Source organism: Bradyrhizobium daqingense (assembly GCF_021044685.1).
Taxonomy (GTDB): Bacteria; Pseudomonadota; Alphaproteobacteria; order Rhizobiales; family Xanthobacteraceae; genus Bradyrhizobium; species Bradyrhizobium daqingense.
In genome coordinates, this window is sequence record NZ_CP088014.1 from 17100 (window position 1) to 37190 (window position 20091).

The following is a 20091-nucleotide window of genomic DNA, read 5'->3' on the forward strand; positions in this document are numbered from 1 at the left end:
TGCCGCTCTAGCTTATGGTGGGCACGCTTCGCTTTGGCCACCCTACAATACTGTTTGTTGTCGAGGGATCTGCACCGACCTAGCCGCCGCTAGCGCCGCCGATCACCCTTCTTTTTCCTGAACCTTACGCTCGCACCATCCGGCATCCGCGTCGCCACGAAGCCGGCGGCGAGGCAGGCTTCGCGTTGCGGCATCTGGATGTCGGGGCTGCGCAGGCTGTCCCACCAGGAGGCGCGGTTCGCCGCGCGCGGCAGGGCGGCGCCGATGATCTCCTCGATCTGCTCGAAGCTCAGCACGAACTCGTCCTGCTTCTGCCGCATCAGATAGTCGCGCAACGCGTGGTAGTCGTTCACGATCGTCCTCTCGTCCCGCTCACATGGGCTGCCCAAAACCGTGCACCGCATAAACCGTTTCTTAACTCATTGCGGCAGCGCCGTCCTGCCTTAAACACTACTCAAGCTTTCGGGCGCATCCACTAGGATCGCGGAGCAAGCGATGCTGTCTGGATGGCGCGAGATCACGGCCCGCCGGCCGTGGCGAATTTCGGCGAAGCTGCTGATCATCTCGTCCGTCGTGACGGTGATCGGCTTCTCCGCCATTTGCGTCAACGTGATGCTGGACATGCGCCGCGGCGAGGAGGCGCTCGCCCGCCAGACGCTGGAGAATCTGGCGACGACGATCGAGTCCGACGTCAGCCGGAACGTCGAGATCTACGATCTCTCGCTGAAGGCGGTCGCCAGCAACATGCTGCTGCCCGAGCTCGCGACGGTTTCCAAGCCGATCCGCCACCTGATCCTGTTCGACCATGCGACCAACGCCAGGCATTTCGGCGCCATCCAGGTATTCGATGCCGAGGGACGGCTGATCATGGACGCCTCCACGCTCGATCCCCTCACCGAGAATCGGGGCGAGGAGGATTACTTCAAGGTTCATCGCGACAATCCCGGCGCCGGGCTCTTCATCAGCCGTCCCATGCTGTTTCGCGGTGCCTATTCCATCGTCCTGAGCCGGCGCATCAGCGATGCCGATGGCGGCTTCATGGGCGTCGTCACCGGCTCGATCCGTTTCAGCTATTTCCATGAATTGTTCGATCGGCTGAGCCTCGACCCCGACGACACCATCACCGTGCTCAAGCGCGACCGCACCATCATGATGCGGCGGCCGTTCGATCTCGACATCATCGGAACGAATCTGAACGACCATCGGAGCTGGAAGGCGGACAATCTGCCTGCCGGCGCCTCGTACTCGGGGCAGGGACCGGTCGATCCGACGCCGCGGCTCTATGCCCGCAGCGGCGGCAGCGGACCCCTGTTCGTGGTGGCAGGCAAGCCGCTGAACGCCGTGTTCGAGCTGTGGCAGAGAGAGGCCTTTCGCATCGGCGCCGTGGTCGTGGCACTCATCCTGTTCGTGCTGGCCTCGACCCTGGTGCTCGCACGCGAGATCAGCCGGCGCGCCGAAGCCGAGCGCAAGCTCGAGGAGATGGCGACCACGGACGCCCTCACCGGCCTGAAGAACCGCCGCAAGTTCGATGCCGTCATCGACGTCGAGTGGCGGCGTGCGATGCGCCAGAAGGCGCCGCTCGCGCTGCTGATGATCGATGCCGATCACTTCAAGGCCTACAACGACACGTTCGGGCATCAGGCCGGCGACCAGGTGCTGGTCGGCATCGCCATCTGCATTTCGGATTCGGTGAGCCGGGGCGGCGACTGCGCCGCCCGCTATGGCGGCGAGGAATTCGCGGTGCTGCTGCCGAACATTTCCGCCAACGACGCCTTCAAGGTCGCCGAGACGATCCGCCTCAAGGTGCAGGGCTGGTCCGACGACCAGACCATCTCCACGGTGTCCTGCGGCATCGCCAGCCTCGTTCCCGTTGCCGGCATGGACTGGCCGGTCCTGGTCGCCGCCGCCGACAAGGCGCTCTATGCGGCGAAAGCGGGCGGGCGCAATCGGTCCGTGGTGGCGAGCTCGCCGCAGCTGTCGCTGGCGGCATGAGACACATTGGCGTCGCGTAGGTCGACGCAATCTGCCACACCGCAGCTGTCGTCCCGGCGAACGCGGGGACCCATAACCACAGGAAGGAATTTGGCGAGAACTTGCCGTTCGGTATTGCTACCGAACGCAACCGATGAAGCGCGCGGTATGGGTCCCTGCGTTCGCAGGGACGACGGCGGAGTTTGTGGCTCCGCTATTGGCCCAGATATTTATTGCCCCAGATACTTCTTCATCTCCGCGATCAGCCCGTCGCGCAACTCCGGGCGCTTCAGGCCGTAGGCGATGTTGGCGCGGAGGAAGCCGGGCTTGGATCCGCAATCGTGGCGCTCGCCTTCGAATTCGACACCGTAGAATTTCTGCGTCTTCGCAAGGCCGATCATGGCGTCGGTGAGCTGGATCTCGCCGCCGGCGCCGCGCTCCTGGGTCTCCAGGATCTTGAAGATCTCCGGCTGGAGGATGTAGCGGCCGGTGATCGAGAGGTTGGAGGGCGCCGTGCCCTTGGCGGGCTTCTCGACCATGCCGTCGACCTCGAACATCTTGCCGGTGCGTCTTCCGACGCCGCAGATGCCGTATTGATGGGTGAGATGGTCGGGCACCGCCTCGACCGCGACCAGATTGGATTTCTCGCCGAGCGAGGACGCCATCTCGATCATCTGCTTCAGGCAGCCGGGCGTGTTGAGCACGAGTTCGTCGGGCAGCACGACCGCGAACGGCTCGTTGCCGACGATGTCGCGCGCGCACCAGACCGCGTGGCCGAGACCGAGCGGCGCCTGCTGGCGGGTGAAGCTGACGGCGCCGGCTTCCGGCTGGTTCTGCGCCAGGATCTCCTGCTCGGCCTTCTTGCCGCGCTGACTGAGCGTCGCGTCGAGCTCGAACATCCGGTCGAAATGGTCTTCGATCACGTTCTTGTTGCGACCGGTGACGAAGACGAAGTGCTCGATGCCGGCCTCCCTCGCCTCGTCATAGACGTACTGGATCAGCGGCTTGTCGACGATGGTCAGCATTTCCTTCGGCATCGCCTTGGTGGCAGGCAGGACGCGGGTGCCGAGGCCGGCGACGGGGAATACGGCTTTGCGAATTTTCATGGGATCGATCGAATACCTGAGGACGTGAACGGCGCAATGGGTTCTTGCTAACCTGTTTGCAACCGCCAACAAAGGCGGATGTGGGGCCTCGCCCCGACAGAGTTAAGAAAAAGGCCGTCACCAAAATTTCACCTTTGTTAAGCTATTGACAACGCCTAACAGGCCTCCTGATGGCGGAATTTCAAGCCGACGGGTGGGACATGATGCAATCAGCGGCACGACAGGCAAGACAGGCTGGGTCCGTCATCGGCGGGGCGATGGTTGCCACGGCTTTGCTGCTGCCTGTCGGCGCGCACGCCCAGGCGCAGAACGGCCTGTCCAATCTGTTCGGCGGCATCTTCTCCGGCCAGAACCCGGCGCCCGCGCAACCTGCGCCGGGCGCGCCAACGGGAGCTCCCCCTTGGAGCGGCGAGGACGGCGCATCCGGCCATCCGCTGATGACGGCTGCCGCGATCCGCGAGGCCGCGGGAAACTTCAACAATTGCGTCGCGGCGATGTGGCCCGATGCCGCACGGCGCAACATCACCCAGGAGAATTTCCAGCGCTTCACGGCCGGGCTCTCACCTGACCTGCGCATCATGGATCTGATGGACTCGCAGCCGGAGTTCACCAAATCGATCTGGGCCTATCTCGACATCCTCGTGAACGACAACCGCCTCGCCACGGGCCGCGAGGTCCTCGCCAAATACAAGGCGCAGTTCGACGCCACCGAAAAGGCCACAGGCGTTGACCGCTACATCATCGCCTCTATCTGGGGCATCGAGTCCAACTACTCGACGCAGATGGGCGACCGCAGCGTGCTGCAATCGACCGCAACGCTCGCCTGCATCGGCCGCCGCCAGGCCTATTTCAAGGACGAATTCCTGTCCGCGCTGGAGATCCTCAACCGCGGCGATCTGCGCCCGGAGCAGCTCCGCGGCTCCTGGGCCGGCGCCTTCGGCCCGACCCAGTTCATGCCGACCGCATTCAAGCGCTTTGCCGTCGACGGCGACGGCGACGGACGGCGCGACGTCGTCGACAATCCGACCGATCTGATCGCGTCCACCGCCAACAATCTGAAGAAGGACGGCTGGCAGGCCGGCCAGACCTGGGGCTTTGAGGTCGTGGTGCCGCAAGGCTTCAACTACATGCTGGCCGACCGCGCCAAGGCGATGCCGATCGCGCAATGGGAGAAGCTCGGGCTCAAGCGGGCGACCAATCAGCCGTTCCCGCATCCGGCGGAGAAGGCTTATCTGCTGGCACCGGCAGGCGCGCAAGGACCCGGCTTCCTGATGCTCCAGAACTACCGCGTCATCATGAAGTACAACCCGGCCGAGGCCTATGCGCTCGCGATCGGCCATTTCGCCGACCGCCTGCGCGGAGGGCAGCCCTTCGTGCAGCCTTGGCCGCGGCAGGAGCGGGAGCTGTCGCGCACCGAGCGGTTGGAACTGCAGCAGCTGCTGGCCCAGCGCGGCTTCTACAAGGGCACCCCGGACGGCCAGTTCGGCGGCCAGACACGGGAAGCCCTGCGCCATTTCCAGGCCTCCATCGGGGTGCCCGCGGACGGATTTGCCTCCTCCGACGTGCTGGACCGGCTGCGCGGGCGATAAAATCGCGCCGAAAGTAACCCTGAACGGGGATTTTGCCAGGCAGCCTTGACGGCGGCGGCTGTTCCCCGGTGTATGGACCGAGAAATCTGCAATGGAATTTGCCCGTTTGGCGCCGGATTCCGTTATTATATCGAGCTAACTTTAGTCCCCATCGCGCGTGCCCGAGATCGCATGTCGAAGAAGTCCCTGTTCAAGGCGCTGACCGAGACCGGCCCGCTGATCGCGCTGGGGACGGCGCTTGCAATCCTGGTGTCGGTGGCGGCCCCCGCCTCGGCGCAATTCTTCAATTTCCCCGGCTTCGGCGGACCGCCGCAACGCGCGGCCCCACCGCCCCAACGCGGCGGAGGCGGCGGCGGCTGGTTCGGCGGCGACTTCTTCACGCCCTTCCAGCAGCAAGCGCCGCAGGCGCCGCGCCAGGATTTTTCGCGCGCGCCGGCGCCGGCCAAACGCGACACCATCCCTGAGAAGAACGTGCTGGTGATCGGCGATGCCATGGCCGACTGGCTCGCCTATGGCCTGGAGGATGCCTACAGCGAGCAGCCTGACATGGGCGTGATCCGCAAGCACAAGACGACGTCCGGCCTGATCAAGTACCAGCCCAGGGGCGAGCCCTCGGATTGGGCGGCGGCGGCCAGGGGCATCCTCGAGACCGAGAAGCCCGATGTCATCGTCGTCATGCTCGGCCTCAACGACCGCGCCGCCATCCGCGAGCCGGTGGCGGACAAGGCCAAGGATCAGGACAAGGACAAGAAGAACGACAAGGGCGCGCGCGCCAAGCCGCCGGCCAAGCCCGGCGAGACGAAGCCCGGCGCCGATAGCGCCGCCAAGCCGGACGACAAGCCTGCCGATGCCGACCTGCCGCAGGATGATGCCGACAATGCCGATACGCCTGCGGCCGCGCCGGAGAAGACCGCGCGCAATCCGAACGGCCTCTATGAATTCCGCGACGAGCGCTGGATCGAGCTCTACGGCAAGAAGATCGAGGAGCTGGCCAACATCCTCAAGGCCAAGGGCGTGCCGGTGCTCTGGGTCGGTCTTCCCGCTATCCGCGGGCAGAAGGGCACGGCGGACATGTTGTTCCTGGATTCGCTCTATCGTGAAGGCGCGGCCAAGGCCGGCATCACCTATATCGACGTCTGGGACGGCTTCGTCGACGAAGCCGGCCGCTTCCTCCAGAAGGGCCCGGATTTCGAAGGCCAGATCCGCCAGCTCCGCAGCTCCGACGGCGTCTTCTTCACCAAGCCCGGCGCGCGCAAGCTCGCACACTATGTCGAGCGCGAGATCACGCGCCTGCTCGCGGGACGCTCCGGCCCGATCGCGCTGCCGAGCGAGCCGGCGACGCCGGACACCAGCGCCGAGCCCGGCAAGCCCGCGCCGCGGCCGCTGGCCGGTCCGATCGTGCCGCTGGTTGCAGCCTCGATCTCGGCCGATCAATTGCTGGGCGGACCGGGCTCGCGTCCCGCCGCCGTCGATGCGCTCGCGGCGAAGACGATGGTGAAGGGCGAGCCGCTGACCGCTCCGGCGGGGCGTGCCGACGATTATGCCTGGCCGCGCCGCGAAGTCGGCCGCGAGCAGGCTAAGGGCGATACGCCTGTTGCGACGACGACGCCTGACGGCGGCGCCGCGGCTCCCGGCTCGCCGGGGCCGGCCGCCGCGATCGCGCCGCCCAAGCTCGCGCCGAAGAGGCCGCCGATGCCGCCGCAGCAGCCCGCACAGGCTGCACCGCAGTTCCGGGATTTCTTTGGCTTCGGCTCGCCGCAGCCACCGCCGCCACGTCAACTGGCGCCAGCGCCTGGGCCGCGCAACCCGAATCCGAACCCCGCGATTCCGCGTCCGCCCGGCAATGTCGGGCGATCGGCGGAAGTCGTCCGGTAGTTTCTAAGCCAAGGTCTGGTGTCCCGGACGCGGCTCAGCGCGAAGCGTTGTGACGCCGAGCCGAGACCCAGTTCGTGCGGCATCACGAACTGCATTCACGAAGAACTGCATTCACGAAGAATGGGCCCCGGCTCTGCGCAGCAGCGCCTTGGCGCTGCAGCGCGTCCGGGGCAGGAGAACGCGTGTTTGTCGCTCGGCCTTTAATAGCGCCAGCGCGGGGGCGGCCGGCGGGCGGGGCGCGACATCAGGAGCGCGAGCGCAAAGCCGATGCCGCCGGCGACCAGCAGTGAGCCGAGCGGATTGTCCTGCACCTTCTTCGACAGCGCCTGCGTGCCATCGCGGAAGGTCTCGCCGCTGTTCTCATAGGCGTCCTTGGCGTAGCCGGCGGCGGTGTCCGTGGCTTCCCGCACGGCGTCCTTGGCTTGGCCGTACAGATTCTGCACCGTGCCCGCGGCTTCCCGCGCCTTGCCCGACGCCTGCGTCTTCGCATCACCCGCCATGTCTCCGATCGCGCCTTCCGCGCGGCCGGCGTATTCCTTGGCCGATCCAACAATCCGATCCGTGTCCATGATGATCCTCCTCGGTGATCAGCCGAAGTAACCGATCAGACGCAGCGCGGTTCCTTGTCGTGGCCTATAGAATGAGACCGCCATCGACGACCAGCGTCTGGCCGACGATGTAGGACGACAGCGGCGACGCCAGGAACAGCGCCGCGCCCGCCATGTCGGCCGGCGTGCCCAATCGCCGCAGCGGGATGCGCGCCAGCGCGCTTTCGAGCCGCTTGGGATTGTGGGTCGTCACCTTCGTCATCTTGGTGTCGACGAGGCCGGGCGCGATGCCGTTGACGCGGATGCCGTCCTCGGCCCAGGCCTCGCCCAGCGTGCGCGTCAATCCGACCGCGCCGGTCTTCGAGGCGTTGTAGGCGGGATTGCCCATGGTGGAGTGATAGGCGGCGGTCGAGGACACCATGATCAGCGAGCCCTTCGCGTCCCGCAACATGGAATGAAACCGCGTCGCACAGGCCATGAGGCTCATCAGATTGACCTCGACGACCTTGCGGAAACCCGCCATCTCGAATTCGCCGCGGCGATAGATCACCGCGCCCTGTGCCAGCACCAGGATGTCGAGCCGCGCGAAAGACGGCTTGAACGCCTCGATCGCGTTGGGATTGCTGACGTCGAGCTGCGCATACGCAAGACCGTTGAGATCGGAGCCTTCCTCGGGCGAATATTCCGTTGCGTGAGCACGCGTGCCGCATACCGCGACATCCGCACCTCTGGCGCGAAAGGCCTGCGCGATGCCGTTGCCGATGCCGCTGGAACCGCCGACCACCAGCACCTGCTTGCCTGAGAAATCGAGCTCGTTCGCCATCGCGGCCTCCCCTGTTGTTCTGCTTGTTTGACCTGTCTGCGGATCGATGACAGCCTTGTCAATCATAACAAGAACGAGCAGGGCGCGAGGAAAACAGCATGGCCGAATTCAGAGAGCTCAGCCGGTCCGTGAAGGGCCTGACCGTCCTCGTCACCGGCGCGGCCAGCGGCATGGGACGCACCACCGCACGCGTGTTCGCCTCTGAAGGCGCGAACGTCGCGGTCACGGATTTCGACGAGCAAGGCGCGCATGCCGTTGCCAGGGAGATTGCAGCGAGCGGCGGATCGGCGCGGGCCTGGAAGCTCGACGTCGCCGACGCCGGCGAAATCAAGCGCGTGGTCGGCGATATCGCCGCGCGTTTCGGCGGGCTCGACATCGTCGTCAACAATGCCGGCATCTCGGTGCGTGTCGCGATCGACGACGAGGCCTATGAGGACGCATGGGCCAAGGGCCTCGCGGTGATGCTGACGGCACATCCCCGCATCATCCGCGCCGCGCTGCCGCATTTGCGGAAGTCGAAGAGCCCGCGCATCGTCAACATCGCCTCGACCGAGGCGCTCGGCGCCACCGCCTTGCACAGTCCCTATTCGGCGGCGAAAGGCGGCGTTGCCAGCCTCACCCGCTCGCTCGCGGTGGAGCTCGGCCGCGAGGGCATCACCGTCAACTGCATCTGTCCGGGGCCGATCCGCACCGCCATTACCGATCGCATCTCGGAGGAGCACAAGACCATCTACGCCAAGCGCCGCACTGCGCTCGGCCGCTACGGCGACCCCGAGGAGGTCGCGCATATGACGCTCAGTCTCTGCCTGCCGGCGGCTTCCTTCCTCACCGGCGCCGTGATCCCGGTCGACGGCGGGCTGATGGCGCGGAACGCGTGAGAGCCATGCACGAGGCGCGTTGACATCGCGGGATGCGGGAGTCATTTTTTCCCGCAAACAGAGCGGAGAAACCGCTCGCAAATGCGGGAGAACGCCATGACGATCGCCATCCGGCAGCTTCAGAAACATTTCGTCGGCGAGGTGTCTGGCCTCGATTTGCGCAAGCCCCTCACGGCGGATGAGGCGCGCGAGGTCGAGGCCGCCATGGACAAATACGCCGTGCTGGTCTTCCACGACCAGGACATCACCGACGAGCAGCAGATGGCCTTTGCGCTGAATTTCGGCCAGCGCGAGGAAGCACGCGGCGGCAACATCACCAAAGCGGATGAATACCGCCTCACCTCGGGCCTGAACGATGTCTCCAATCTCGGCAAGGACGGCAGGCCGCTGCCGAAGGACAGCCGCGCCAATCTGTTCAACCTCGGCAATTGCCTGTGGCATTCCGACAGTTCGTTCCGCCCGATCCCGGCGAAATTCTCGCTGCTGTCGGCGCGCGTCGTGAACCCGAAGGGCGGCAACACCGAATTCGCCGACATGCGCGCCGCCTATGACGCGCTGGACGACGAGACCAAGGCGGAGATCGAGGACCTCGTCTGCGAGCACTCGCTGATGTATTCGCGCGGATCGCTCGGCTTCACCGAGTACACCGACGAGGAGAAGGAGATGTTCAAGCCGGTGCTGCAGCGGCTGGTGCGCACCCATCCCGTCCATCGCCGCAAGTCGCTGTATCTCTCGTCGCATGCCGGCAAGGTCGTGGGCATGAGCGTGCCGGAGGGCCGGCTACTGCTGCGCGATCTCAACGAGCACGCGACGCAAGCAGAGTTCGTCTACGTCCACAAATGGAAGCTGCATGACCTCGTGATGTGGGACAACCGCCAGACCATGCACCGCGTCCGCCGCTACGACCAGTCCCAGCCCCGCGACATGCGCCGCGCGACGGTCGCGGGCACGGAGCCGACGGTACAGCAGCAGGCGGCGGAGTAGGCGCTACTTAGCAACCGTCATCGTCCGGCTTGACCGCGCGATCCAGTACCCGAGACGGTGGTGACAGGGCCGATGGGCGGCAGCGTACTGGACGCCCCCGTCAAGCCGGGGCATGACGGCGGTGGGTGGGGCACTACAGCGGAGGATAACGCTACGCGTGCCCGGCCTCGTTGGAGAGCATGCCGGGATCGATGCCGATCTTCTGAAGAGCGCGGGTGTATTTGTCGTCGACGTCGTCGCCGAAGATCAGGTCAGCATCCGCGTCGCAATGCAGCCAGCCATTGCTCTGGATTTCGGTCTCGAGCTGGCCCGGCGCCCAGCCGGCATAACCGAGCGCGAGGATGGCGTGCTTGGGGCCGGAACCGTTGGCGATCGCCCGCAGGATGTCGACGGTCGCGGTGAGGCAGACCCCGTCGTCGATCCGAAGCGTCGCGTTCTCGATGTAGAAGTCGCTGGAATGCAGCACGAAGCCGCGTCCGGTGTCGACCGGGCCGCCACGCAGAACCTTCATGCTTTCGGCATTTTCCGGCAGCTTGATGTGCTCGCCTTTCTTGACGATGCCGAGCTGCATCAGGAGCTCGGGAAAGTCGATCGAGCCCGCGGGATGGTTGACGATGATCCCCATCGCGCCTTCGGCAGAATGGGCGCAGAGATAGATCACGGAGCGCTCGAAGCGGGGATCGCCCATCACCGGCATCGCAATCAGGAGGCGGCCGTCGAGATAACCGGCCGAATTGGGGAGCGCGGGGCTCGCGCTGCGGGTGCTGTCGCCCGTCCTTTTACCTGTAGGAGCCATGGTGAAGCACTCCGGTTTCAATTCCTATCCTGATGTCGGGCCCGGCCGCTGTCAAATCAAGGCTTGCAGGGACTCCATTCCAATGCATCCATCACAAGCAATTCAATGGTTTGCCCCGGGGCGACCCTGTAAAGACGTGCCATGTCCAGCATAGTTCCCTTGCGTGCGGCGATTGGCGTCGCGACAACCCTGCTTGCGTCGTCTTTGGCAATCGCCGCCCGTGCCGACGACGCGTCGCCGTGGCAGCGCGACGGACATTCCGCAGTGCGGCTGGTGGCGGGGTCGCGCAGCGGCGCCGTCCTGCTCGGCGGTATCGCCTTCCAGCTCCAGCCGGGCTGGAAGACCTACTGGCGCTCGCCCGGCGATTCCGGCGTCCCGCCGCGGTTCGACTTCTCGAAGTCGGAGAACGTCGAGGCGGTGACGATCATGTGGCCGGCACCGCTGAAATTCGACGACGGCGCGGGCGGGCATTCGATCGGTTATCGCGACCAGGTCGTGCTGCCCCTGCGCATCGTCGCCAAGGCCGCCGACAAGCCGGTGACCTTGCGCGCCGAGATCAACTACGCGGTGTGCGAGAAACTCTGCATTCCCGTCGAGGCCAGCGCCGAGCTCGGCTTCAACAGCGTCGCCTCGACCGAGGACGCGAACTTGCGTGCGGCGCTCGACACCGTGCCCAAGCCGGCCAATATCGGTGATCCCAATCCGCTGACCATCCGCGACGTCAAGCGCGACGGGCCCAAGAATGTGGTGGTCGACGTGGTGACGCCGGACAGCCGCAACGTCAATCTGTTCGTGGAAGGGCCGACATCAGAGTGGGCGCTGCCGATTCCGGCGCCGGTCCAGCACGGCTCGACGGACGTGAAGCGATTTTCCTTCGAGCTCGACGGATTGCCTCCTGGCGCCAAGCCCGACGGCGCCGCGCTGAAGTTCACGCTGGTCGGGCCGGAGAAGTCGTACGAGTTCAACACGAATTTGGAGTGAGGCTGCGCTGTCGTTTGGGTAAGGCCGGAACAGCGACGACCGAGTTGCCCTGCTCGCACCAAATATCTCGCTGTCGTCCCGGACAAGCGCGCGCTGATCCGGGAGGCGCGACACGGTGCCCATCCAACCGAATGTTAACGAATGATTGCTAGGCCGGAGGCTGCCGCAGCATGCGGGATGCCCGGGATCTCGAATTGGCCGTGATGGATGCACAACCCGCAACGACCCGACCGGCCGGGCTGATCGCGCGGTTGCGCGCCAGGCTGACCGGCGGCTCGAGCGAGGCGTCGCTGACGCGGCGGCTGGCCGGCACCATCTTCATCATCCGTGTCATCAGCGCCGGCCTTGCCTATGTCTCGCAGGTGCTGCTCGCGCGCTGGATGGGCACGTCAGACTACGGCATCTACGTCTATGTCTGGACCTGGGTGCTGCTGCTCGGCAGCATGATGGATTTCGGCATCTCCGCTTCCGCGCAAAAGATCATTCCGGAGTACCGCGCCAGTGGCGAGCAGGCGCTGCTGCGCGGCTTTCTCTCCGGCAGCCGCTGGCTGACCCTTGCCGTTTCGACGGCGATGTCGCTCGCCCTCGCCGGCATCGTCAAGCTGCTCGCACCCTGGATCGATCCGGCCGAGGCGCTGCCGCTCTATATCGGCTGCATGACGCTGCCGGCCTTCGTGGTCGCGAACACCCAGGACGGCATCGCGCGCTCGCACGACTGGATGCCGCTCGGCCTGATGCCCCAATTCATCATCCGTCAGGCATTGATCATCGGCATCACGGGCTCTGCCTTCCTGCTCGGCTATCATCTCGGCGCAGTCGCCGCGATGGTCGCGAGCGCCGGGGCGGTCTGGATCGCGATGGCCGGTCAGATGGTGGTGCTGAACCGCAAGCTCGCCGATCACATCGAACCAGGTCCCAAGGCCTACGACATAAGGAGCTGGCTCGCCGTCTCGCTGCCGATCCTGCTGGTCGAGAGCTTCTACCTACTACTGTCCTACACCGACGTACTGGTGCTGCAGCAATTCCGCCCCTCCGAGGAGGTCGGCGTCTATTTTGCCGTGGTGAAGACGCTGGCGTTGGTCTCCTTCATCCACTACGCGATGTCGGCAACGACGGCGCATCGCTTCGCCGAATACCATGCGAGCGGCGACAAGGCGCGGCTGTCGGCCTATGTGGCGCACGCCATCGGCTGGACGTTCTGGCCGTCGCTGGCGGCGACGGTCCTACTGCTCGCTTGCGGCAAGCCGCTGCTCTGGCTGTTCGGGCCGCAGTTCACCGTCGGCTACGACATCATGTTCGTCGCCGCGATCGGCCTCGTGGTGCGCTCTGCGATCGGGCCGGTCGAGCGGCTGCTCAACATGCTCGGCCAGCAGAAGATCTGCGCGCTCACTTATGCACTGGCCTTCGTGATGAACCTCGTGCTCTGCATCGTGCTGGTCCCGCGCTACGGCGGCCACGGCGCCGCCGCCGCGACCTCGATCTCGCTCACCTTCGAGACGGTGCTGCTGTTCTGGATTGTGCGGCAGCGCCTCGGCCTGCACGTGCTGGCGTTTGGAAGATAGCAGTTGGTTCAAGTCAATTGGCAAGCAGTTCGCCACCTGATATGGTCGTATCCATGGCTGCAAGCGATCTGCGAAACCTTCTGGAGCGTGCCCAGACTTGACCTGAGGAGGCCCAGAATGAGCTCGTTGCGATCGCTAGCGAGATCGAGAGCGAGCTGCTCGGCGGGGATTATCTGGCGACGCAGGACGAATTGCGGAGCATCGACGCGGCCTTGGCCTCCATAGACCGCGGCGGGGTCGCGACGGACGCCGAGGTCGCCGCGACCTTCGCGAAATTCAGGCGCGGATGAAGGTCGTCTGGACGCAAGAGGCGCTCGCTGATCTCTCGGGCATCGCGACCTATTATGCCGCCCATGCTAGCCCGACGATCGCCGAAGCAGTCGGTCGGAGATTTGCTGAGGTCGTCGAGCGTATTCGGGTCGCGCCCTTCTTGGCGCCCCGTGTTACCCACCGTTCCGAAGTCCGCGTAATAACCGTTGTCGCTATCCATTCCGGATATTTTATCGTGTGCGTGGCGAGGTAGTCCATATCCTCCATATTCGCCACACCACACGACGGCCGCTCGCGGGACTAAATGGTCGTCCGTGAAGAAGGACTAAGCCACTGATCGGGAATCTCGATTTGGGCTAAGGGGCATTTCCAGATTGCAAGGTTTTGATGCTTTGGGCGTCAGAACCTTGCGATTTGGTTTTCGTGGATTCCCTCGAAGCGGGAAGCATGATTCCTTGTCTGCATCGGAGGGAACGATGCGGCCGAAGAAGCACAAGACGACGGGATCGAACGATCTGTTCCGGGCTCGGCTCGACCAGATCATCAATATGAAGCACGAGCTGGTTCTGCTCGCCGGCAAGGTCGATTGGGACTGGATCGACGGCGAGATCGCGCCGCTCTACAGCGAGAACGGCAGGCCCGGGATCGAGACGCGCTTCATGATCGGTCTGCTGTTGCTCAAGCACATTTACGGGCTGTCCGATGAGGAGGTGTGCGAGCGCTGGGTCCATGACCCATACTTCCAGTTCTTCACCGGGGAAGAGTTCTTTCAGCACACGTTCCCGCACGAGCGCTCGGACCTGAGCCATTGGCGCAAGCGGCTTGGCGACAAGCTGGAGTTGCTGCTGGCCGAGAGCTTGCGGGTAGCGCACGAGGCCGGTGCATTACGCAGCCAGGACCTCAAGCGGGTTACGGTCGACACCACGGTGCAGCCGAAGGCCATCACCTTTCCGACCGATGCCAAGCTGCTGCATGCGGCCATCAAGGGGCTCAACCGCCTGGCGATCAGGCACGGCGTCAGGCTGCGGCAATCCTATGCTCGCATCGCCAAGGCCGCCGCGATGATGGCCGGCCGCTACGCCCATGCCAAACAGTTCAGGCGGCATCAGCGGCAGTTGCGTATCCTGCGTAGCCGGCTGGGCCGGATCATCCGCGACATCCGCCGCAAGATCGAAGGCCAGCCAGCACTGGAGCAGGCGTTCGCCCTCCCGCTCGGCCGGGCCACGCAGATCCGCTCGCAGCAGCAGCGCCAGCGCGGCTGGAAGCTCTATTCCTTCCATGCCCCGGAAGTGGAGTGCATCGGCAAGGGCAAGGCCAGCGCGCCTTACGAGTTCGGCGTGAAGGCCTCCATCGTCACCAACAACCGCCGGGCTCCCGGTGGCCTGTTCGTGCTGCACGCCAGCGCACTGCCCGACAACCCCTACGACGGTCACACCTTGCGGGACGTCATTGACCGCACCGAGACACTCACCGGCTGTCCGATCGAGCGGGCCTATGTCGACAAGGGATACCGCGGCCACGACGCACAAAATCCCCGTCGCGTCTTCATCTCCGGCCAGAAGCGCGGCGTTTTCGGTGTCATCAAGCGCGAGCTGCGCCGCCGCTCCGCCATCGAGCCCATCATCGGACACCTGAAGGCGGAAGGCCACCTCGGGCGCTGCTACCTCAAAGGCCGCGCCGGCGATGCCGCCAACGTCGTCCTCTCAGCCGTCGGACACAACTTCCGCCGCATCCTCGCCTGGCTGAGATATCTCTTGTGCCTGTTCCTGGCCCAGCTATGGCGCACGCTCGCCCGGCCAGCCTCGATCAATCCGGCTTCTTAACGGACGACTAAATGAGCCTGGAAGGCAATATGCCTTGTCGTAGAGCCTTCTCTGGTCGCGCAGCGTGCACTGGCCCGCGGTGCTGCGGCTCGCCTGTGGCAGCATCCTTGCGGGTGCGGTGACGCTGCCGGCGCTGTGCAAGCTCGATCTTGAGAGCGACGACTGGATGCCCCGGTCTAAATATCAAGCCGGGGCATGACACCGGTTCCTACTCCGCCGTCCAGCCGCCGTCGATCGAGAGATTGGAGCCGGTGATCTGCGCGGCATCGTCGCTGCACAGGAATAGCGCCAATGCTGCGACCTGCTCGGAGGTGACGAACTCCTTGGTCGGCTGCGCATCGAGCAGCACGTCGTTGATGACCTGCTCGCGCGTCAGATTGCGCGCCTTCATCGTATCGGGGATCTGCTTCTCGACCAGCGGCGTCCAGACGTAGCCGGGGCTGATGCAGTTGCAGGTGATCTTGTGCGTCGCGACTTCCAGCGCCACGGTCTTGGTGAGGCCGGCAATGCCGTGCTTGGCCGAGACGTAAGCCGACTTGAAGGGCGAGGCCACCAGCGAGTGCGCCGACGCCGTGTTGATGATGCGGCCCCAGCCCTTCTTCTTCATGCCGGGCACGGCTGCGCGGATGGCATGGAAGGCCGAGGACAGGTTGATCGCGATGATCTGGTCCCACTTCTCGAGCGGAAACTCCTCGATCGGCGAGACGAACTGGATGCCGGCATTGTTGACGAGGATGTCGACGGAGCCGAACGTCTTCTCGCCGAGCGCGATCATGCCGGCGATCTCGGCGGGCTTGGTCATGTCGGCGGGCGAGTAGATCGCCTTGACCTTGAAGTCGGCCTCGATCTTGGCACGTTCCTTCTCGATGTCCTCGGGCGAGCCGAAGCCGTTGATGACGACATTGGCGCCGGCGGCGGCGAAGGCACGTGCGTAAGCCAGCCCGATGCCGCTGGTCGATCCGGTCACGACGGCGTTCTTGCCTGACAGACTACCCATTCTATTCGCTCCTTTTTGGCGGGGTCGCGGTGACGTCCCCCGTGAGATCGTAGGCCACCATGGTTTCGCCGGACTGCGGCCGCTCGAGCCAATCCTTATGGCGCATCGACAAATGCACGTCGCGCACGCCCGCTTCCCAATGCTCGACCATGGCAACGTGCGAGAAATCGTAATCCTTGGACGAGGATTCGTAGTTCTTGCTGCGATAGATCAGGTGGACCACCGTCACCGTGCTTTCGCGCGACGCCTTGGCGAGGAATTCGACGGAGGGATCGTTCTTGAGGTAATCAGGTAATTTCGCGATCAGGTCGCGCACGGCACGGCGGGCGTTGTGGATCTGCTTGTTCTTGTCGGTGTTCATCCGCGTGCGGCTGGAGTAGCGGATGTCCTTCTCGCGCTCGGCGGCTTCGAGCAACGAGGTCGGCAGGTCACCGCGGGCGGAAAACAGGTCGACCTGGAAGATCAGCATGTCGCGCTCGAGCTCGGTGTCGAGCACGTAGTCGAGCGGCGTGTTGGAGGCGATGCCGCCGTCCCAATAATGCTCGCCGTCGATCACGACGGAGGGAAAGCCCGGCGGCAGCGCGCCGGAGGCCATGATGTGCTCGGGGCCGATCTTCTTGCCGAGTTTCTTGAACTCGTAATTGTCGAAATATCTGAAGTTGCCGGAGGTGACGCCGACCGCGCCGACCGACAGGCGCGTCTTCACATCGTTGATGCGGTCGAAATCGACCAGGCGCTCCAGCGTCTTCTTCAGCGGCGCGGTGTCGTAATAGCTTTCCGCTTCGGGATGGCCCGGCGGCCACAGCGGCGCCGGCGGCACGCGCGGCACGAAGAAGCCGGGCACGCCGAAGGTCGCGATCAGCGCCGCGCTGGTCGAGTTGAACAGTTCGCGGCTGTGATCGCTCTTTCCGATCGGCTTCCACGGCACCGGCGCCGACACCATTTCCCAAAATTCCTTGAGCCGTTCGACACGGGTGCGGCCCTCATTGCCGGCGATGATGGCCGCGTTGATGGCGCCGATCGAGATGCCGGCGACCCAATCCGGCTCGAAGCCGAAGCCGCACAGCGCCTGGACGGCACCGGCCTGGTACGAGCCGAGCGCGCCACCGCCCTGGAGAACCAGGACACGTTGCGCGTTCGCGGGGATGCTGGCGGAAGCCGGGCGATGATCTTTCATGAGGGAACGATAGCAGAAGGGAGCAATAGCAAAAGGCGAGCCACCGTGGCGACACTCCGCCACGGCGTCAATGCATCCCGGGATCAAGTCTGGCTTATCGCTCCGTCGAGGCCAGGATCATGGTCCAGAACACTTTGTATTTGGTGCCGGGAGCATAGGCCGCTGCGATGCCCAATTTTGTGACACCGCTCTTGAGCATGTTGGCGCGGTGAGGCGGGGAGTCGCGCCAGCCGGAAAACGCTTCTGCCAGCGTATGATAGCCCGCCGAGACATTCTCGACCGCGACGGTCGCGGGATAGCCGCCGGTGGCGAGGCGCTTGGCGAGCGGCGCGCGGACGTCATGGTCCATCTTGTTGGCGGCCGCCATGGCCTGGGACTGGGATTCGGCGAGCCGCATCAGGTCGGAATCGATCACGACGGTGCCGAGACCGTTGTTCTGGCGGTATTGCGATATCATCACGGCGGCCGCCTGCGCATCGAGCTTGGCACCGGGCACTGCCATGTCGGTATACATGGACGGCTGCTGCTGGATCGGCGCGTCATTGCCGGCGCAGCCCGCGAGAAGCAAAGTGACGAGTATTGCGGCCGCGGCGCGCATGAATCGAAGCCCCCAAGAGAAGGGCCGTTGTTGCATACCAACCGTGGCTGAAAGGTGAATTTTGAGGAAAATCTGAGCTGTCATTCCGGGGCAGTGCGCAGCACTGAACCCGGAATCTCGCGCTAAAATCTCGAGATTCCGGGTTCGCGCTGGCACGCGCCCCGGAATGACGGAGATTCAACCCGCAAATATCCGGTAGCGGCGAGGTTCGAGGCCGACGGTGTCACCGGCGCGCAGTTCCCTGCCGCGGGGAGCATCGATCTCGATAGTCTCGCCCCCTGACAGCGCAACCTCGGCGCGCTGCACGGGACCGAAATTGCGGACATGCTGAACCGCGCCCTCGAAGGCGCCGGTGCCGGGCGGACCAACCACCATGTCGTGTCGCCGCACGAACAGCTTTGACGCACCAGACGCAAGCCCGTCCGCGGCAAGCGGAAGCTGCCGATCGCCAAGCCGGACCACACCATCGGATATCTGAACCGGCAGCTCGATGGACTCGCCGATGAAGCTATGGACGAAGGCGGTCGCCGGGCTTTCATAGACGTCGTCGGGCGAGCCGATCTGCTCGATCCGGCCCTTGTCCATCACCACGACGCGGTTGGCGACTTCGAGCGCCTCCTCCTGGTCATGGGTGACGAAGATCGAGGTGACGTTGATCTCGTGATGCAGCGAGCGCAGCCACTTCCGCAGCTCCTTGCGCACCTTGGCATCGAGCGCACCGAAGGGCTCGTCGAGCAAGAGGATGCGCGGCTCGATCGCGAGGGCACGGGCGAGCGCGATGCGCTGGCGCTGGCCGCCGGAGAGCTGGCTCGGATAGCGGTCGGCGAGCCAGTCGAGTTGCACGAGATCGAGCAGTTCCTTGACCCGCGCGCGGATCGTCGCCTCGTCCTTGCGGACGGCGCGCGGCTGCACGCGCAAGCCGAAGGCGACGTTCTCGAACACCGTCATATGGCGGAACAGCGCGTAATGCTGGAACACGAAGCCGACATGCCGTTCGCGCGCGCCTTGCGCCAGCGCGTCCTCGCCGTTGAAGGAGACTTCGCCGGAATCGGGCCAGTCGAGGCCGGCGATGATCCGCAGCAGCGTGGTCTTGCCGGAGCCGGATGGGCCGAGCAGCGCCAGCAGCTCGCCGTCATTGACCTTGAGGTCCACGCCGTCGAGGGCTGCGAAACTGCCGAACTTCTTGACGAGATTCCTGACTTCAATGGTCACTTGCGTCCTGTCCTTCGTCCAGATGACGTTCGAGAACGGTTTTTGCGATCAGCGTGATCAGCGCCAGCATTGCCAGCAGCGAGGCGATCGCGAAGGCGGCGACGAACTGGTACTCGTTGTAGAGGATCTCGACCAGCAGCGGCATGGTGTTGGTCTCGCCGCGGATGTGGCCGGAGACGACGGAGACCGCGCCGAACTCGCCCATTGCGCGGGCATTGCAGAGCAGGACGCCGTAGAGCACGCCCCACTTGATGTTCGGCAGCGTGACGCGGAAGAAGGTTTGCAGGCCCGAGGCGCCGAGCGAGATCGCGGCTTCCTCCTCCTGCGTGCCCTGCTCCTGCATCAAGGGGATCAGCGCACGCGCCACGAACGGGAAGGTGACGAAGGTGGTGGCGAGCGCGATCCCAGGGACCGCGAACAGTATCTGGATGTCATGATCCCTAAGCCAGCTGCCGAAATAGCCCTGTGCGCCAAACAGCAGCACGAAGACGAGGCCTGAGATCACCGGCGAGACCGAGAACGGCAGGTCGATCAGCGTGATCAGGAAGGTCTTGCCCGGAAAATCGAATTTTGCGATCGCCCAGGCGGCGACGAGGCCAAACACGAGATTGAGGCCCACAGAAATGGCGGCGACCAGCAGCGTCAGCTGGATTGCAGCCAGCGCCTCCGGCTCGGCCAGCGCGGCGAGATAGGCGAGAATTCCTTTCGAGAACGCCTGGGCGAACACCACCACGAGCGGCAGCACCACGAAGACGGTGAGGAATATCATCGCCAATGCGATGATCGTGATGCGTACCGCCCTCGGCTCGGTGCGAAGACTGTCACGCGCCGCCACCGCATGCGCACGCGCCTTCTCGTCGGGCGAGGAGAGCGAAACGGAGTCTGCGATCTGCATCGTCAT

19 protein-coding genes are annotated in these 20091 nt (G+C 64.8%); 9 read left to right on the forward strand and 10 right to left on the reverse strand.

Annotated features, from left to right (window positions below):
- Positions 1 to 89: 89 nt before the first annotated feature.
- Positions 90 to 353 carry a DUF7662 domain-containing protein gene (locus LPJ38_RS00070; protein ID WP_167520394.1) on the reverse strand — a complete coding sequence of 88 codons (264 nt, stop codon included), beginning with the start codon at positions 351 to 353 and terminating at the stop codon, positions 90 to 92.
- 142 nt (positions 354 to 495) lie between these two features.
- Between LPJ38_RS00070 and LPJ38_RS00075 the strand changes: the two genes are divergently transcribed.
- Positions 496 to 1992 carry a sensor domain-containing diguanylate cyclase gene (locus LPJ38_RS00075; protein WP_145630899.1) on the forward strand — a complete coding sequence of 499 codons (1497 nt, stop codon included), beginning with the start codon at positions 496 to 498 and terminating at the stop codon, positions 1990 to 1992.
- Between the two features lie 209 nt (positions 1993 to 2201).
- Here LPJ38_RS00075 and LPJ38_RS00080 read toward each other — a convergent pair whose 3' ends face one another.
- Positions 2202 to 3077, reverse strand: a complete 876-nt coding sequence (locus tag LPJ38_RS00080; RefSeq protein WP_145630898.1) for a UTP--glucose-1-phosphate uridylyltransferase — start codon at positions 3075 to 3077, stop codon at positions 2202 to 2204.
- A gap of 200 nt (positions 3078 to 3277) precedes the next feature.
- On the opposite strand from LPJ38_RS00080, the gene LPJ38_RS00085 reads away from it, so the two are divergent.
- Complete coding sequence (locus LPJ38_RS00085) at positions 3278 to 4666, forward strand: lytic murein transglycosylase (protein ID WP_208750525.1); 1389 nt, start codon at positions 3278 to 3280, stop codon at positions 4664 to 4666.
- 171 nt (positions 4667 to 4837) lie between these two features.
- On the forward strand, positions 4838 to 6541 hold the full coding sequence (locus LPJ38_RS00090) for an SGNH/GDSL hydrolase family protein (protein ID WP_145630897.1): 1704 nt from the start codon (positions 4838 to 4840) through the stop codon (positions 6539 to 6541).
- Between the two features lie 200 nt (positions 6542 to 6741).
- Here the strand turns inward: LPJ38_RS00090 and LPJ38_RS00095 are convergent, their stop codons facing one another.
- Both LPJ38_RS00095 and LPJ38_RS00100 read right to left on the reverse strand, forming a co-directional pair.
- Positions 6742 to 7110: a CsbD family protein gene (locus tag LPJ38_RS00095; protein ID WP_145630896.1), complete on the reverse strand. Its 369-nt coding sequence runs from the start codon at positions 7108 to 7110 to the stop codon at positions 6742 to 6744.
- Between the two features lie 64 nt (positions 7111 to 7174).
- Complete coding sequence (locus LPJ38_RS00100; protein WP_145630895.1) at positions 7175 to 7912, reverse strand: SDR family NAD(P)-dependent oxidoreductase; 738 nt, start codon at positions 7910 to 7912, stop codon at positions 7175 to 7177.
- A gap of 98 nt (positions 7913 to 8010) precedes the next feature.
- On the opposite strand from LPJ38_RS00100, the gene LPJ38_RS00105 reads away from it, so the two are divergent.
- Both LPJ38_RS00105 and LPJ38_RS00110 read left to right on the forward strand, forming a co-directional pair.
- Positions 8011 to 8790 (forward strand): SDR family NAD(P)-dependent oxidoreductase, encoded by a 780-nt coding sequence (locus LPJ38_RS00105; protein WP_167520393.1) that lies wholly within the window; start codon positions 8011 to 8013, stop codon positions 8788 to 8790.
- A 96-nt stretch (positions 8791 to 8886) separates the two neighbouring features.
- Entirely contained in the window at positions 8887 to 9774 is an 888-nt protein-coding gene (locus LPJ38_RS00110; RefSeq protein ID WP_145630894.1) for a TauD/TfdA dioxygenase family protein, read from the forward strand.
- A gap of 151 nt (positions 9775 to 9925) precedes the next feature.
- Here LPJ38_RS00110 and LPJ38_RS00115 read toward each other — a convergent pair whose 3' ends face one another.
- Entirely contained in the window at positions 9926 to 10570 is a 645-nt protein-coding gene (locus tag LPJ38_RS00115) for a YqgE/AlgH family protein (RefSeq protein WP_145630893.1), read from the reverse strand.
- 141 nt (positions 10571 to 10711) lie between these two features.
- On the opposite strand from LPJ38_RS00115, the gene LPJ38_RS00120 reads away from it, so the two are divergent.
- The 4 genes from LPJ38_RS00120 to LPJ38_RS00135 all read left to right on the forward strand — a co-directional run bounded on the left by LPJ38_RS00120 (position 10712) and on the right by LPJ38_RS00135 (position 15206).
- Entirely contained in the window at positions 10712 to 11551 is an 840-nt protein-coding gene (locus LPJ38_RS00120; RefSeq protein ID WP_145630892.1) for a protein-disulfide reductase DsbD domain-containing protein, read from the forward strand.
- A 194-nt stretch (positions 11552 to 11745) separates the two neighbouring features.
- Positions 11746 to 13113: a flippase gene (locus LPJ38_RS00125; RefSeq protein WP_167520407.1), complete on the forward strand. Its 1368-nt coding sequence runs from the start codon at positions 11746 to 11748 to the stop codon at positions 13111 to 13113.
- A 286-nt stretch (positions 13114 to 13399) separates the two neighbouring features.
- Positions 13400 to 13636: a type II toxin-antitoxin system RelE/ParE family toxin gene (locus tag LPJ38_RS00130; protein ID WP_231088554.1), complete on the forward strand. Its 237-nt coding sequence runs from the start codon at positions 13400 to 13402 to the stop codon at positions 13634 to 13636.
- 223 nt (positions 13637 to 13859) lie between these two features.
- On the forward strand, positions 13860 to 15206 hold the full coding sequence (locus tag LPJ38_RS00135; RefSeq protein WP_011084757.1) for an IS5-like element ISBj5_B family transposase: 1347 nt from the start codon (positions 13860 to 13862) through the stop codon (positions 15204 to 15206).
- Positions 15207 to 15414: 208 nt separating this feature from the next.
- On the opposite strand, the gene LPJ38_RS00140 is transcribed toward LPJ38_RS00135, so the two are convergent.
- From LPJ38_RS00140 to cysW, 5 genes are all read right to left on the reverse strand, one after another.
- On the reverse strand, positions 15415 to 16203 hold the full coding sequence (locus tag LPJ38_RS00140; protein ID WP_145630890.1) for a 3-hydroxybutyrate dehydrogenase: 789 nt from the start codon (positions 16201 to 16203) through the stop codon (positions 15415 to 15417).
- Between the two features lies 1 nt (position 16204).
- Entirely contained in the window at positions 16205 to 17380 is a 1176-nt protein-coding gene (locus LPJ38_RS00145) for a DUF3734 domain-containing protein (RefSeq protein WP_145630889.1), read from the reverse strand.
- Between the two features lie 94 nt (positions 17381 to 17474).
- Positions 17475 to 17978: a CAP domain-containing protein gene (locus LPJ38_RS00150; RefSeq protein ID WP_145630888.1), complete on the reverse strand. Its 504-nt coding sequence runs from the start codon at positions 17976 to 17978 to the stop codon at positions 17475 to 17477.
- A gap of 177 nt (positions 17979 to 18155) precedes the next feature.
- Complete coding sequence (locus LPJ38_RS00155) at positions 18156 to 19190, reverse strand: sulfate/molybdate ABC transporter ATP-binding protein (protein ID WP_145630887.1); 1035 nt, start codon at positions 19188 to 19190, stop codon at positions 18156 to 18158.
- Positions 19180 to 20091, reverse strand: coding sequence for a sulfate ABC transporter permease subunit CysW (gene cysW, locus LPJ38_RS00160; protein WP_145630886.1), 912 nt, complete (start codon positions 20089 to 20091; stop codon positions 19180 to 19182). The genes LPJ38_RS00155 and cysW overlap by 11 nt, the downstream gene beginning before the upstream one ends.